General features: G+C 69.4%; 11 protein-coding genes. 7 read left to right on the plus strand and 4 right to left on the minus strand.

All coding sequences use genetic code 11. The features are described 5' to 3' along the window. The first annotated feature begins 3 nt into the window (after positions 1-3). The 5 genes from ACXJJ3_RS23725 (at position 4) to ACXJJ3_RS23745 (ending at position 4,374) form a co-directional block, all read left to right on the plus strand. Positions 4-735: a GntR family transcriptional regulator gene (locus ACXJJ3_RS23725; RefSeq protein WP_458164031.1), complete on the plus strand. Its 732-nt coding sequence runs from the start codon at positions 4-6 to the stop codon at positions 733-735. Further along, a complete protein-coding gene (locus ACXJJ3_RS23730; protein ID WP_458164032.1) occupies positions 732-2,048 on the plus strand; it encodes an MFS transporter in 1,317 nt (438 codons plus the stop codon). The genes ACXJJ3_RS23725 and ACXJJ3_RS23730 overlap by 4 nt, the downstream gene beginning before the upstream one ends. A gap of 75 nt (positions 2,049-2,123) precedes the next feature. Continuing rightward, a complete protein-coding gene (locus ACXJJ3_RS23735) occupies positions 2,124-3,104 on the plus strand; it encodes an ATP-binding cassette domain-containing protein (protein ID WP_458164033.1) in 981 nt (326 codons plus the stop codon). Next, positions 3,101-3,901: an ABC transporter permease gene (locus ACXJJ3_RS23740; protein ID WP_458164034.1), complete on the plus strand. Its 801-nt coding sequence runs from the start codon at positions 3,101-3,103 to the stop codon at positions 3,899-3,901. The genes ACXJJ3_RS23735 and ACXJJ3_RS23740 overlap by 4 nt, the downstream gene beginning before the upstream one ends. Positions 3,902-3,936: 35 nt before the next feature. Further along, the gene (locus ACXJJ3_RS23745) at positions 3,937-4,374 is read left to right on the plus strand and encodes a VOC family protein (protein WP_458164035.1); all 438 of its coding nucleotides are present in this window, start codon (positions 3,937-3,939) and stop codon (positions 4,372-4,374) included. Here the strand turns inward: ACXJJ3_RS23745 and ACXJJ3_RS23750 are convergent. Next, complete coding sequence (locus ACXJJ3_RS23750) at positions 4,371-5,723, minus strand: serine hydrolase domain-containing protein (RefSeq protein ID WP_458164036.1); 1,353 nt, start codon at positions 5,721-5,723, stop codon at positions 4,371-4,373. The genes ACXJJ3_RS23745 and ACXJJ3_RS23750 overlap by 4 nt on opposite strands. An 86-nt stretch (positions 5,724-5,809) precedes the next feature. On the opposite strand from ACXJJ3_RS23750, the gene ACXJJ3_RS23755 reads away from it, so the two are divergent. Next, positions 5,810-9,043, plus strand: coding sequence for a BTAD domain-containing putative transcriptional regulator (locus ACXJJ3_RS23755; protein ID WP_458164037.1), 3,234 nt, complete (start codon positions 5,810-5,812; stop codon positions 9,041-9,043). A gap of 72 nt (positions 9,044-9,115) precedes the next feature. Here the strand turns inward: ACXJJ3_RS23755 and ACXJJ3_RS23760 are convergent, their stop codons facing one another. Continuing rightward, on the minus strand, positions 9,116-9,742 hold the full coding sequence (locus ACXJJ3_RS23760; RefSeq protein WP_458164038.1) for a TetR/AcrR family transcriptional regulator: 627 nt from the start codon (positions 9,740-9,742) through the stop codon (positions 9,116-9,118). Positions 9,743-9,849: 107 nt separating this feature from the next. Next, complete coding sequence (locus ACXJJ3_RS23765; protein WP_458164039.1) at positions 9,850-10,371, minus strand: DinB family protein; 522 nt, start codon at positions 10,369-10,371, stop codon at positions 9,850-9,852. A 221-nt stretch (positions 10,372-10,592) separates the two neighbouring features. Between ACXJJ3_RS23765 and ACXJJ3_RS23770 the strand changes: the two genes are divergently transcribed. Next, entirely contained in the window at positions 10,593-11,276 is a 684-nt protein-coding gene (locus ACXJJ3_RS23770; RefSeq protein WP_458164040.1) for a MerR family transcriptional regulator, read from the plus strand. On the opposite strand, the gene ACXJJ3_RS23775 is transcribed toward ACXJJ3_RS23770, so the two are convergent. Then, on the minus strand, positions 11,277-15,197 hold the full coding sequence (locus ACXJJ3_RS23775; RefSeq protein WP_458164041.1) for an RICIN domain-containing protein: 3,921 nt from the start codon (positions 15,195-15,197) through the stop codon (positions 11,277-11,279). Between the last annotated feature and the right edge of the window lie 81 nt (positions 15,198-15,278).

Raw genomic sequence — 15,278 nt, forward strand, 5'->3', positions numbered from 1 at the left:
GGGGTGGCAGTGGCAGGCGGGGACGCGGCGAGTGACGCGTTGACATTGGGTGACGAGACCGCGGAGATCGCGCGGGTGGTGGTCGAGGCGGCGCCGGGGGTGGAGAAGATCCCCGCGGCGGAGCGCGTGTACGCGTACGTGAAGGCCGCGATCTTGGATCGGGCGTACCCAGGCGGTGAGCTGCTCACCGAGGGTGAGCTGGCGACCGCGGTGGGTGTTTCCCGTACGCCGGTCCGCGAGGCCCTGCTCCGGCTCGAGGAGTCCGGCCTGGTCAAGCTGTACCCGAAGAAGGGCGCGCTCGTCCTGCCGGTGCTGCCGCAGGAGATCGACGACGTCCTCGAGGCCCGCGAGCTGATCGAGACGCACGCCGCCGCCAAGGTCTGGCCGCGCCGCAAGCAGCTGATCGAGACGCTGACCGAGCGCGTCGACGAGATGCGTGCGTACCGCAGGTCCGGCGACGCGAAGAGCTTCCTGGAGGCCGACCGAGCCTTCCACGAGGCGATCGTCGATGCCGCGGGCAACCAAATTCTGGCCAAGCTCTACAACAGCCTCCGGGACCGTCAGGTCCGGATGGGCGTGCCGGGGATCGAGGTCCAGCCGGCCCGGATGGACAAGTCGATCACCGCGCACCAGGAGATGATCGAGGCGCTCGGCGGGAACAGCGTCAAGCGCTTCCGCGAGCTCGTGATCGCGCACATCGAGACCGCCGCGACGGATCTGCGGGGCACTCGGTGAACGAACTTCGCTACCAACTGGGCGGACGGCGTGCCTGGGTGGTGTGGGCCACTGCTGTCTTCACGTACCTCGTCACCGTTCTGCACCGCGGATCGATGAGCGTTGCCGGCCTGCAGGCCGCCGAACGCTTCCACATCTCCGCGTCCGCGCTGGCCAGCTTCACCGTCGTCCAGCTCACGGTGTACGCCGCCATGCAGGTCCCGGTCGGCGTACTGCTGGACCGTTACGGCTCCAAGCGGCTGCTGATCGCTGCGTCCGGGCTGCTGTTCGTGGCGCAGTCCGCGTTCAGCATGGTCAACTCGTACCCCGCTGCCCTTGCCGCACGCGCAGTACTAGGTGTCGGCGACGCCCTGGTGTTCATCAGCGTGCTGCGGGTCGTCATGTCGTGGTTCCCCGCGCTACGGCAGCCCGTGATGTCGCAGGCGACAGGAATGCTCGGTGGGCTCGGGGCGATCATGTCGACCGTTCCGATGGCGGCTGCCTTCCACGCGTTCGGCTGGACCCCCACGTTCGCTACGGCGTCCGTGCTGAGCCTGCTGACCGGCGTACTCGTCCTACTGCTCGTCAAGAACACCCCGTACGACGAACCGCTCCGCCGCGCCAAGCCACCGCTCAACGAGGTCAAGAACAACCTGCGCCGCGCCTGGAAGGAACCGGGCACCCGGCTGGGCCTGTGGACGCACTTCACGACCAGCTTCTCCGGGAGCACGTTCGGACTGCTCTGGGGCTACCCGTTCCTCGTGCAAGGACAGGGGGTCGCCCCAACGACCGCCGCGGCCATGCTGATCATCCCCGTGCTCGCAGGCCTGCTCTACGGGCCGTTGGTCGGACGGTACGCCGCCAAGTTCCCGTTCTACCGCTCGTGGATCGTCCTGGCGGTGATCGCGGGCTCGGTCGTGATGTGGACCGTCGTACTGCTGTGGCCGGGTCGTGCGCCGATGCCCGTGCTGCTGGCGCTGATCGTGGTCCAGGCGGCCGGTGGACCGGGGTCGATGCTGGGCCTGGACTACGCCCGCACGTTCAACCCGGCCACCCGGTTCGGGGCCGCGAACGGGATGGTCAACACCGGCGGCTTCATCGCGACACTGCTCTGCATCGGGATGGTCGGCGTACTGCTGGACGCGTCGTCCGGCGGCGCTCCGCAGGCGATCGGTGACTTCAAGATCGCGCTCGCGTTCCAGTACGTGCTGTGGGCGATCGGCACCCGCCAGATCCTCAAGTACCGGCGGAAGGCGCGCGGCAACCTCGCGCGCTACAACCCCGAGGCGTACCAGGCGCTGCTGGCGAACCAGATCGTGCCGCTGAAGGGCTGAGACAGCGGTGTGCCAGGCCCGTGCCAGCACGGGGAGTCACGGTAGTCCCAGTACGTAACAACTGGGAGGAACCCGATGACCACAACGAACCAGGTCGCCATCGAGGCGGTCGGCTTGGTCAAGAAATATGGCAGTACGACCGCGCTTGCCGGCGTCGACCTGAGCGTGCCGACCGGCACCGTTCTCGGGGTCCTCGGCCCGAACGGCGCCGGCAAGACGACCGCGGTCCGCATCCTCGGCACGCTGCTCCGCCCGGACGGCGGGCACGCCACGGTCGGCGGGTACGACGTCGTCCGCGACGCCGGGAAGGTCCGGAGCATCATCGGCCTGACCGGGCAGTACGCGTCGGTCGACGAGGACATGTCCGGGCGCCGGAACCTGATCATGATCGGCCGGCTGCTCGGGTACTCGCGGCCGCAGTCCCGCGCCAAGGCGGACGAGTTGCTGGAGCGCTTCGAGCTGACCGACGCGGGCGACCGGATCGCGAAGACCTACTCCGGCGGTATGCGGAGAAGGCTCGACCTGGCCGCGAGCCTGGTCGGCAACCCGAGCATCCTGTACCTCGACGAGCCGACCACCGGCCTCGACCCGCACGCCCGCAACGGCGTCTGGGAGACGGTCCGGAACCTGGTCCTCGACGGTACGACGGTGCTGCTGACCACGCAGTACCTTGAGGAGGCGGACGCGCTGGCCGACTCGATCGTGGTGTTCGACAAGGGCGCCGTGGTCGCGAACGGGCGGCCCGCCGAACTCAAGGCACAGGCCGGCAAACAATCGCTCGACGTCCGCCCGGCCGAGCCGTCGCACATCGAACGGGTGGCCGCGATCGTCGCCGAATCGGTCGGTACCCGGCCGACCGTCGACGTGGTGAACACCCTGGTCAGCGTGCCGGTGACGGACGGCTCGTCGATGCCGGTCGTCGTACGGCGGCTGGACGAGGCCGGGATCGCGGTGACCGAACTGTCGCTGCGGCTGCCCAGCCTGGACGAGGTGTTCCTGGCGCTCACCGGTCACACCGCGGAGGAGCCGAAGGTCCTGGAAGGAGCGGGCCGATGAGCACGGTGGCAATCGAAACCCGACGGACCAACCCGTTCGCCTGGGTGCAGCAGAGCCTGACGCTGGCCTGGCGGAACATCGTCCGGATCCGGCAGAACCCGGAAGCCCTGGCGGACGTGACGTTCCAGCCGATCATCTTCCTGGTGCTGTTCCTGTTCGTGTTCGGCGGGGCGATCGCGCAGGGCGCCGGCTGGCGCGACTACCTGCCGTTCCTGCTGCCCGGGCTGCTGGTGCAGACGGTCGTGTTCTCCACGATGGGCACCGGCGTCGCGCTGAACGACGACTTCGCGAAGGGTGTGTTCGACCGGTTCCGGTCGCTGCCGATCGCCCGGATCGCGCCGCTGGTCGGCGCGGTGCTCGGCGACGCGGTCCGGTACACCCTGTCGATCGTGATCCTGATGGGGACCGGGTTCGCGCTCGGGTTCCGGTTCCAGAACGGCGTCGGGTACGGCGTACTCGCGCTCGTGGTCGTGCTGGCGTTCGCGTTGTCGATGTGCTGGATCTGGGTCTGGCTCGGGCTGTCGCTGAAGACCGCGCAGGGCGTCCAGGGTGTCGCGTTCCTGGTGATGTTCCCGCTGACGTTCGGCAGCAACGTGTTCGTGAAGACCGACACGCTGCCGGGTTTCCTGCAGGCGTTCGTGAAGGTCAACCCGGTCAAGTACCTGGTGGACACGATGCGCGGGCTGATGCTCGGCGGCCCGATCGAGAAGCCGCTGCTGATCACGCTGGCCTGGATGGTCGGCCTGGTCGCGGTCTTCGCCCCGCTGGCGATCCGCGCGTACCGGCGCCGTACCTGAGCAAATCTGTCGGTGGTGGGCGTCAGAGTGGTCGTATGACGACCAAGTGGACGCTCACCATCGACTGCGTGGACCCCGCGCTGGTCGCCCGCTTCTGGTGTACGGCGCTCGGCTACACGGAGGCGGATCCGCCGGCGGGATGGGATACCTGGGAGGCGTGGTTCACCGACCTGAACGTGCCCGAGGACGAGCGGAACGACGGCGCCGCGATCTCCGACCCGAACGGCGTCCTCCCGTCGATCTCGTTCCTCAAGGTGCCGGAGCCCCGCACCGTCAAGAACCGCCTGCACCTGGACCTCCAGGTGGCAGGCGGCCGCGCGCAACCCCAGCACCTCCGCGAACAACGCATCCGCACCACCGGCGCCGAACTCCAGGCCGCGGGCGCCACCCTGGTCGAGGAGTTCTCCACGAACGACGCCCTCGACCACCTCTGGATGCAAGACCCCGAGGGCAACGACTTCTGCGTGGTTTAACCGGGGTTGATCTCGCCGAAGGACAGGGGTTCGCGGGTGCACAGGTAGGTTGCCCAGTGCAACTTTGTGGGGTGGCCTGCCGGGTCGCGGGTGATGCGGAGGAGTTCGCCGGCTTCGCGGCCGGAGACGGTGCGGTAGGTGTCTTCGGCGACGCGTTCGAAGACGGCGGGGGACTGGTGCTCGGCGGCCGCGGGGGACTTGGCCTCGAGTACGCCGTTCTTCACCGAGAAGACGAACGGCGAGCCCTCGGTGAACCACGTGCCGAGAACGCCGGACAGCTCGTCCGGGACCGACGTACCGGGGACCCAGGCCTCGGGCGGCAGCGGGTCGTCCTCGAGGACCTTGATGATCAGGTCGGTCGCCAGCGCGCTCGGGGCCGGCGACGAGGTGGCGCCGAACAGCGCGATCCCCGCCGTACCGGAGGAGCGGTCGACGAACGTCGAGGTGATGTGGCCGGGCATGCCGCCGTCGTGGCCGACGAACAGCCGGTCGCCGCGGCGCAGCAGCATGAACCCGAGGCCGAAGGCCAGCTGCCACCGGTCCACGTCGGCCATGATCTGCACCTGGCACATCTCCTCGACGGTGTCCTTGGACAGCACCTCGTCGACCGGGTTCGCGACGAACATCGCCCACTTCGCCAGGTCCTCGGCCGTCGACGCCAGCCCGCCGCAGGCGTCCATCGCGCCGATGTCGAGCAGCGGCTCCTTGACCGGTACGTCGGAGAACGGCGGCACGTAGTACCCGGTCTGGGCCGGGCCGCCGTCCATGCCGACGGTGGTCCGGCGCATCTCCAGCGGGTCCAGGATCCGCGCCTTGACCGCGTCGTACCAGGACCGGCCGTCGAGCCGCGCGACGATCTCGCCGAGCAGCGAGAAGACCAGGTTCGAGTAGTGGAACCGATGGTGTGGCTTGCCGATCCGCTCGGCGGCGTTCCAGCCCGGGACGAGCTCCTCGCGGGACGGGAACTTCATCAGGTCCCAGACGTCGCCGACCGGTTCGCGCTGCATGCCGCTGGCGTGGCTGAGCATCTGCCGGACCGTGATGCCCTCGTGGCTGCTGTCCGGGATCAGCTTCTCGATCGGGTCGTCGAGGCTGAGCTTGCCCTCGTCGCGGAGCGCCATGATCGTGACCGCGGTCAGCGTCTTGCTCTGCGACGCGATCAGGAACTGCGAGTCGGCGGTCGGCGGTACGCCGGGGTTGTCCAGGTCGGCGGATCCGACGCCGGTGGACCAGGCCAGCGACCCGGCCCGGGCGACGGCGCCCACCACACCGGGCACCCGGCCCTTGGACTGACGTTCGGCGACGATTCGGGAGAGCGCGAGCTGCGTCGGCGCGGCAATTTCTGTCACGACTCCCGACCTTAAGGGAGCCGAGTGACAAAAGGCAGGGGTGTTTGGGCGGGAGGATGTGCGAGGCTGGTGGAGTGCGCATAGCGGTGCTCGGTCCTCTCGCGATGTGGGCGGCCGACGGGACTCCGCTCGACATCCGCGGCGTTCGCCTGCGCGGGCTGCTGGCGCGGCTGGCGCTGAGCGCGGGGCGGCCGGTCAGTGTCGAGACGCTGGTCGACGGCCTCTGGGGGAGCGAGGCGCCGAGTGCGAACGCGCTGCAGTCGCTCGTCTCCCGGCTGCGGGCGAGCCTGCCGGCGACCGAGTCGAGCATCTCGGTGCAGTCCGGTCCGGCCGGCTACACGCTGACGATCGGCCCGGACTGCGTGGACACCCTCCAGTTCGAGGACCTGGTACGGCGCGGCCGCGCGGTCCTCACGTCCGACCCGGAGCAGGCGCACGCGCTGCTCACCCAGGCCGACAAGCTGTGGCGGGGCGAGGCCCTGACCGACCTGCGCGACCTGCCGTTCGCCGCGGTCGAGGCGGACCGGCTCGCCGAGCTCCGGCTGGCCGCCGCGGAGGACCTGGCCGAGGCCGCCGTCAGCTGCGGCCATGCTCGCGACCTGATCGCCGACCTCGAACACCTCGCCGTCACGCACCCGCTCCGCGAACGCGTCCACGAGCTCCTCATCCGGGCCCTGTACGCCGACGGTCGCCAGGCGGAGGCCCTGACGGCGTACGAACGTATTCGCACCACCCTGGCCGATGAGCTCGGGGCTGATCCCGGCACGCGGCTCCGCGACCTGCACGTGTCGGTACTACGGGGCGATGCGGTCGACCCGGCCGCCAGGAGTTCCGCCGTACCGGCTCCTGCTCCGTCAGCGCCCCGGAGCAACCTGCGGGCTCCGTTGACGAGTTTTGTCGGCCGCCGGGAGGACGTGGTCGAGCTGACCCGGCTGCTGAGCAATGGGACCAGGCTGGTCACCATGGTCGGTCCAGGTGGTGCTGGTAAGACCAGGCTGGCCACTGAGACCGGTAGGTCTCTCGTAGACCAGGCCGGCGACGGCATCTGGTTCGTAGAACTCGCACCGTTGGGTGACGCGGCTGACGTCGCACCCGCCGTACTGTCCACTCTTGGCGCCAGTGAGTACGTCGACATGACACAGGCCCGGTTTGCGCCGCAACACATCCCTACGAGCCGCGCGGCGACCCAGCGGCTCGTGGAGGTCATCGGCGACCGGCGCATCCTGCTCGTGTTCGACAACTGCGAGCACCTGGTCCAGGAGGTCGCGGGACTCGTCGACTCGCTGCTCGCGTCGTGCCCGCGGCTCCGGGTGCTGACGACGAGCCGGGAACCGTTGAGCATCCCCGGCGAGCACCTGCACCCGGTCGGTCCGCTCGACTTGCCGCCGGAGGACGTGAGCACCGACGAGTACCCGTCGATGCAGCTGTTCGTCGACCGGGCCCGCGCCGTACGCCCTGACTTCCAGCTGACCGATGCGAACCGGGAGGCCGTGGCGGAGATCTGCCGGCGGCTGGATGGGATGCCGTTGGCGATCGAGCTGGCCGCCGCACGTCTGCGGGCGCTCAACCCGCCGCAGATCGTCGACCGGCTGGCCGACAGGTTCCGGCTGCTGACCAGTGGTTCGCGGACCGCGCTGCCGCGTCACCAGACGCTGCGGGCCGTCGTCGAGTGGAGCTGGGACCTGCTGGACCCGGACGAGCAGGCAGTCGCCCGGCGGCTCTCGCTGTTCTCCGGCGGCGCGACGCTCGAAGCTGCCGAGCAGATCTGCAGCGACGAACACATTCCCGCCGAGTCCGTGCTCGGCGTACTCGCGTCCCTTGTCGACAAGTCGCTCGTCGAAGCCGCCGCCGACCAACGGTCGGTGCGCTACCGGATGCTCGAGACGGTCCGTGCGTACGGCGCCGAGCAGCTGAAGGCCTCGGGTGAGTCCGACCGCTTCCGCTGGGCGCACACCGTGTATTTCAGCCGGATGCTCCGCAAGGCGCGGCCGAAGCTCCGCACCGGCGAGCAGATCGAGTGGATCGCCCGCCTCACCGCCGACAACGAGAACCTGATCGACGCGCTCCGGACCGCGATCGACGTCGGCTCCGCGCGGGTCGCAGTCCAGATGGTCGCGGTGCTCGGGGAGTACTGGACGATGAGCGGCCGCCCGGCCGAGGCGGTCACCTGGATGCAGGCGGCGCTCGCCGTACCGGGCCGGACCGTGCCGCTGGACAAGGCCGAGGCGCTGTACCTGCTCGCGCTTGGCCGGATGTCGACCGGACAGGACGCCGCGAAGGCGTTCCAGCAGGCCGCCCGCGGGCTGGCCACGGTCCGGTGGATGACCCGCAAGCACCCGATCCTGGTCGACTCCGGCATCGGGCTGTTCACCAACGCGGTCTGGGCCGCCGTACGCCGGGACAAGGCGACCTGCTTCGCCGAACTGGAGGCCGCCGGGCACCACCCCGATCCGTGGATCCGGAACATGGGCGTGATGACCAGCGCGATGTTCCGCGAGAACGAGGGCGAGGTCTCCGAGATGGCGGCCGACCTGACCGTCGCGCTCGCGGGGTTCCGCGAGATCGGCGACCGGTTCGGCCAGTCGATGGCGCTCCGCGGACTCGCCGGGTACCAGGCCAGCACCGGTGATCACGCTGCCGCACTTGAGTCGTTGATCGAGGCGCTCCGGCTGATCGAGGAGCTCGGGACCACCGAAGGCGTCAACCAGTTGCTCGGCAGCTGCGCGATGAGCCGGGTCGAGCTCGGCGACTACGACGGCGCCCGCGCCGACCTCCAGCGGGCGCTACAGCTCTCCGACGAGACCGGGTCGCGCGGCGGCGAGGCGATGGCGTACATGGGCCTGGCCAAGGTGGAGTTCCGGCTCGGGCGGATCGAGGAGGCGCGCGAGCTGGCCGAACGCGCGTACGCGACCCTCGACCTGGACGCCGAGCGGATGGCGCCGCACGGGCAGGCGGTGATGCTCGGCCAGCTGAGCCGGATCTACGCGTCCACCGGCGACGTCGGCAAGGCCCAGCAGTGCGCCCGGGAAGCCATCGGGCTGGCGCTCGGCACCGAGGACATGCCGGTCGCGGCCGCCGTCGTCGAGATCGCGCTGCACGCCGACCTGCTGACCAGCGAACCCGCCGAGGTCGCCCGCGTGTTCGGGCTGGCCGCCACCATGAAGGGCCTGCGGACCATCCCGGACGCCGACGTCCAGCGCCTCGTCGACCAACTCCGCGATGCCCTCGGCAACGAAGCCTACGAGGCCGCGTACGCCGCCGGCGCCACCGTCCCCCGCGACGAAGCCCTCGCCGAACTCCGAAAGCGCTATCTCGACTGAAGGGCGGGTCTGGTGATTCCCCGCCTACTGCGAGGCACCTCCCCGCGACGGCGCGGAATCACCAGACCCGCCCTACGCCGTAATCAGCTGTACGGCGAGGTCTCGTAGCGACTGTTGGACCTTGTGTTCCGGTGGGCGCGGGTCGGCGAGCATCCAGTCGTGGACGACGGCGTTCACCGCGCCGAGGAAGGCCAGCGCGAGGAAGCGGAAGTCCTTGCGCTTGATCTCGCCACGCTCGACCGCGGTGTCGCCGAGGTCGCGGACCTTGCCGACCAGCAGCTCCCGGAACGCGTTCCGCTGCTCCTCGACCGCCGGACTCGTGCCGACCACCTCGACGAACGAGATCCGGGCCCGCCGGAGGTCCGCCATGATGGTCCGCAGGTACGAGTCGACGGCCGCGGTGATCCGCTCGCGCACCGGCAGGTCGGCGGTCCGGGTGAGGGCCTCCCCGGTACTCCGGACCGCCAACTCGATCACCTGCGCATGCACCGCGAGCAGCACGGCTTCCTTGTTCTGGAACTCGTGGTAGAAGTGCCGGGTCGACACTTTCGCCTGTGTGCACAGGCGTTCCACGGATGTCGCCGGATATCCTTCGGTCCCGAAGAGCTCGAGCGCGGCAGCCAGCAGCCGCTCCCGGCGCGCGGCCTTCCACTCCTCGACTGACCGCCCGGAATAACGGCGTACGGAGGGTTCCCTCATCACACCTCTTGTCGCTACCCCGTGCCAGATCCCGGACATCTTATCCACCACGCGGCGCAGCTGTAACCGGGTTAGGTCATGTTCGGCGCTGGACCGCCGAACAGGACCTACTCCAGCTTCGTGTATCCGGTGCTGCCGTCGAGTAGTTCGCGGATGATGTCGAGGTGGCCGACGTGGCGGGCGGTCTCCTCGATCATGTGACAGAGCACGTACCGCAAGGACGCTGCCTTGTCAGCGGGTTGGCCCGCCTCGACGGTGTCCAGCGGCAGGTCCGCGATCGCGGCGTTCGAGCGCCGGCACTCCTCGTCGTACTCGTCGAGCAGCTGGTCGAGCGGTACGTCGTCGACGAACATCTCGGCGTCGACGTGCCCGCCCTCGGTCCACGGCGTCTGGCCGGTGTCGGGGACACCCGCGATCCCGAGCTGGAACCACGAGTACTCGTTCCAGCGCAGGTGCGCGACCAGCCCCGCCGGCGTCATCAGCGGCGAGGTCGGGACCACCTTGCGGTGGGCATCCTGCTCGCTCAGCCCGGCGCACTTCATCCGGACGAACGAACGCTGCAGGTCGAGCCATCCGATCAACTGCTCCCGCTCTCCGGCGGTCAGCGACGGACGTTGTGCTTCGGTCATACGACTTCTCCTAGGTGGTACGACGCCACCCCGGTCAGCCGCGGACACGGCAGCGGGGCAGCACGACAGTCGGACTCGACATCGCACTCACCTCCTCTCCGCAGCCGGGGTGTCGAAGCCCCCGGCCCTCGCACCGTAGCCGACCGACTCCCGAGCAGGAAACCCCATATCTGGCACTCTATGGACAACCAAGCGCCCGCACCGCGCATTCGAGGTGAGACGTGGATCCACGGTTCGACCTGCCGCTGTACACCCGTGCCGAGGTGGCGCTCCATCTCGGCCTGCCGGCCACCACGCTCGGCGACTGGCTGCGGTCCGGGGCCTTGGAGGCGGGCCGCGGGGGCCGGGGGGAGCCGACGATGACGTTCGCCGGCCTGGTGGAGACGCACATGCTCCGGCACCTCCGGCGTACCGGACTGTCGCTGCAGGCGATCGGCGAGGCCGCGGTGGCCCTCCGCTCCCGCGCCGGCCGCCGGTACCCGCTCGCCTGGTCCGGCCTCGCGCACGACGGCCGCGACCTGCTGGTGGAGATCGCCGCCGAGGGCCGCGAGGCCGGCTGGGAACGGATCCGCGACAGCCAGGGCGGCTTCCCCGGCGTACTCCGCCGCGGCTCGGCCGCCATCGGCTGGTCCGACGACGGCTACGCCGGAACCCTCCGCCTGGTGATCTACCCCGACATCGACGTCATCGTCGACCCAACCCGCGCCCACGGCCGCCCGTTGGTCGACGACGTCCCGGTTGAGGACATCGTCACCGAAATCCGCCACGGCACCCCGTACCGCGACACCGCCACCAAGTTCAACCTCGAAGACTTCGAACTGGAAGCCCTCATCCGCCCCCACCTCCGCCCCGCGGCCTACCGCAAGCCGCTCCACCCGAACGCGCCGGCCGACGTACTGCTCTGATCACATCTTCGTCAGCTCCCAGCGCTGGCAAGATCCGTTCCAGTAGGTCCAGGTCTCGACGAACGCAACCTTGCTCATCGCACACTCCGGTACGTCGACCGCATAGCCGGTGTCGGCCTGCTGGATCGACCAACTGCCGCCGACCGCGGGTTCGATCCGCCAGCGCTGACACTCCGACGAGTCGACCGGCGTGACGACGAGATGCGTGGCCAGGCCCCGGGAGCAACTGTCGGTCTGCAGCGCGGTCCCCGACGACGGGTCGATGATCTGGTACACGTCGTCGCCGAGCGGCTTGATCTGCCAGCGCTGACACGGACTGGCCGGGATCCAGTCCCAGGTCCGCACACCGCTCGCCGGCGTGCAGTCCTTGATGTCGAGGACGTAGTCCTTGGACGGGTCGCGCAGCGCGTGGATCTTGTAGCGGCCGTCGAGTTGGGTCGTGTTCAGGGCCGCGCGCAGGATCCATTGCTGCTCGGGTACGGCGGCACACGTCCGCTGGATGACCTTGGCGGCGTTTGCGGTGCCGGCATCCTGGACGGCGGCGCACTTGTCACTATGCGCGAAACGTAGCCGGAACACGGTGTCGTAGCTGCTGCCCTCGACATAGTCGAGCAGCACCTGCTGGTTCGCGTGACCTGTGCACTTCCATTGCACGACCGGTGTGTCCTCGTCGGTGCTCTCGTTGCCGACGTCGACGCAGCGTGGAGTCCCGTCGTACGCCGCCCCGTCGACGTGCACCATCTGCAGCTCGTACTGATCGGTGCCCGCGACAGGCACCACCCGGAACCGCTGATGCAGTCCGTTGAAGCAGTCCCACTGCTGGATCGGCGCCGGATCGGTCTGGCTGGCGCCGGCGACCTCCATGCACTTGCCGCTGTTCCGCGAGACCAACTCGTAGGTGCGCGGCTCCAGGTCGAACTTCGGACCACTCCCGGCGCCGACGGCGGGCTCCTTCCAGTCGGTCACCGGTGGGGCGAACGACGTACCGGTCGACAGCAGCCGGGACACCTCACGTCCGCCGCCGTCGAGCGAGCCGATCAGCGCGGCGTCGGCCTTCCCGTCCTTGTCGAAGTCGCCGACCTGCAGAGCGGTCCGCAGCGGATCGACCGTGCCGCCGGTCCACCAGTCGGCCGCGGTGTACGTCGTACCGGTCGAACGGAACACCTTCAGTGTCGTCCCGGCGCTGTTGTCGTACACCGACACCACATCGTCCTTGCCGTCGGCGTCGACATCGCCGACGTCCAGGTGCCCCTTGTCCAGGCAGTAGTCGCCGTCGTACGCCGTGGTCGGTGTGTCGAGGCCGGTGCCGGTCGATCGGTAGACGTCCACCACCGTTCGGCACAGGCTGACCTTCCGGAAGACCACGAGGTCGTCCTTGCCGTCGCCGTCGACGTCGGCAACGACCGGCTGGGTGGCCGACCAGTCGCCGCCGGACGTCGTCGTCTGCAGCCACTGCGCCGGAGCCGCGAGGTTGCCGCCGGGATACATCAGGACCCGCCAGGTCCCGTTGCCGGTGTTCAGTTGTACGACGATGTCGTCCGCGCCGTCGCCGGTCACGTCACCCGCGCTGACGTGGGCCGTGGCGATGGTCCAGTCGGGTTGTGGCGCCTTCCAGACCGGTGTCGACGGCGGGTCGTACCGGTTGCCGTCCGAGGGCAGCGTGTAGAGGGCGACCCGACGTCCGGGCTCGTCCCGGAAGAAGGCCACATCGGACCGGCCGTCCTTGGTGAAGTCGCCGCGGACCGGGCGGCTGCGCGACAACGCGAAACCGCCGTTGTTCTGGCTGTCCCAGGACATCGTCCCGGTGGCGAAGCTTCCGTTCCTGCTGTCCACGTTCCACACGCCGGTACGTCCGTTGCCCTGGTCGAGCACCATCACGACATCGGCAGCGCCGTCGCCGTTGACGTCACCGCGGACCGGAGCGGTGGCCGGGTTGGCCTTCGCCAGCAAGACGTACGCCTGCTGAGGCAACGGCCCGGGGTTGCCGGCGCGGTCCACGGCTCGCACCCACAATCGGGCGCTGGTGGCGACGCTGACCGGCAGGTCGGCAGTGCCGTCGGGCTTGGCCTTGACCGTGAGCAGCACTCGGTCCGCCGAGAATCCGTAGAGGTACGACGCGACGTCGGTGTCACCCACGGCTGGGGCGAGCTTGAGGATCCCGACCTCGCGCGCCGGCATCCCGGGCAGCCCTTTCGGGAAATCGGTCGACGTCACCACCGCCGCCCCCGGCGCGACGCTGTCGACGGTGAAATAGCAGGGCGGACTCGCGGGACCGTAGTCGATGCCGTCGTCCGGTATGCCGTCGTCGCTACGTGCCGTGTAGTAGTACGCCGTACTCTCGGCCAGGACGCCGGCGGGAATCGGTGACCAGGTGAACGCCGCGCCGTTCCCGGTGATGCCGGAGTCCTGTGTGTAGACCGTGCTGTCGTCGGACGCACGATGGATCTCCAACCGGCTGGTCACCGCGTCACCGTCCGGATCACCGGCGACCGCGGAGAAGGCGGGCCGCGGGGTGTTGATCGCGGTCGGGGCGGCCGCCGTTCCGCAGGGCTTCGGGTAGTCGAAGTTCACCTTGAGCGGCATCCGCGGTGCGTTGTTGTAGTCGACGACGATGGTCGCGGTCTCGCCGTGGAATCTCTTCCACTGGTACTCGTTGGTCTCGTCCGGAGCCCGCAGACCGAGCGAGACCGACGACTCGTGCCGGTCGGCGATGCCCTGGAACAGCGTCTTCAGCTCGGGCGTTTCCCAGCCCATCGTCATGTCCGGTTCGGAGTCCTTGGCGTGGCCGCTCGCCTGGCCGAGGAAGCCGAGCCAGCCGGTATTGTCCCACCGGACCGGTGCGGCGCGGCTGATCGGCGTGGTCTGGTACAGGTCGACCGGGTACGGGTTGCCGTCCGGCGAGTGGTCCAGCGAGATCGTGAACTTGGCCTTCGTCACCCGGGCGCCGGCGATCTTCGACGTGCTGAGGTTGAACAGCGACCGGTACGTGTCCCGGTCGGCGCCCCACGCCTGACCAACCTTGGCGCCCTGGTCGCGGTCGTAGTTCCAGTAGTCCGTGGTCGGGTGCAGTGCGTTGATGTGTGTCCACAGGTCGTCCGCGCGGTCGTCCCAGGAAGGATCGATCGTGACCGGGTAGCGGGTCGCGGCGGCGTCGAGCAGCGCCCGGTCGGGGCGGATCGTCAGCACACCGCGGTCCAGGGACGACGGGATGCCGACGGTGGCCGGCTCGGTGCCGGAGTCCCACATCAACGGCTGGCCGGAGGTGTAGACGAGCCGGCCCCGGGCGTCCGTGGCCAGCGTCGTACCGTCCGGCCTGTGGCTGAAGGAGAGGCCGGTGCCGCGCACCGTGAACCGCAGCTCGCGCAGGGCCGGATTGCTCGCGGCGGCGTGGGTCTTGACGATCAGTGCCTTGGCGAACCCTGACGGGCGCGCCTGGATCCTCAGATCCACGCCAGGCAACACTTCGGCGTACGTCGCGGTGTCGCCGCGCAATGCCGGCTCGGACAGTGTTCCCGGCCAGCCGAGGTGCAGCCGGCCACCGAGGCTGACGAGGTCCGCCCCCGAACCTCCCCCCGACAGAACCAGGCCGGAGTCGCTGGAGACCGGGCGGACTCTGCCGTCCGCATCGGCCCGCAGCGTCAGGTCGATCGGGGTCCCGGCCGCGGTGCGCTGCGGACTGGCGTGTTGGACCAGGGTGTGTGAGCCGTTCGGGTTCACGTAGACCTCGGCAGTAGGCGTGCGCTGCTCCGGGATCTCGATCCGATGACCGGTCTGACGCGCTCGGGCTGCAGCGGCATCCGTCTGCGGATCCTGCTGGACGACGGCGACCGGTACGGCCGTCGTCGGTGATTCGTGGCTGACCAGTAGTGGCAGGGAGACGGCGAACGCCGTCAGGAAGTGGGCGATGCGAAAGCTACGCACAGTCGGTCCTCCTGTCCCGGGACGGTCGACACCATCGCACCCGGACCGCCTGTTCCGGAAGGCTTTCGATGTGGGTCGACG

It is taken from the genome of Kribbella sp. WER1, assembly GCF_054189145.1.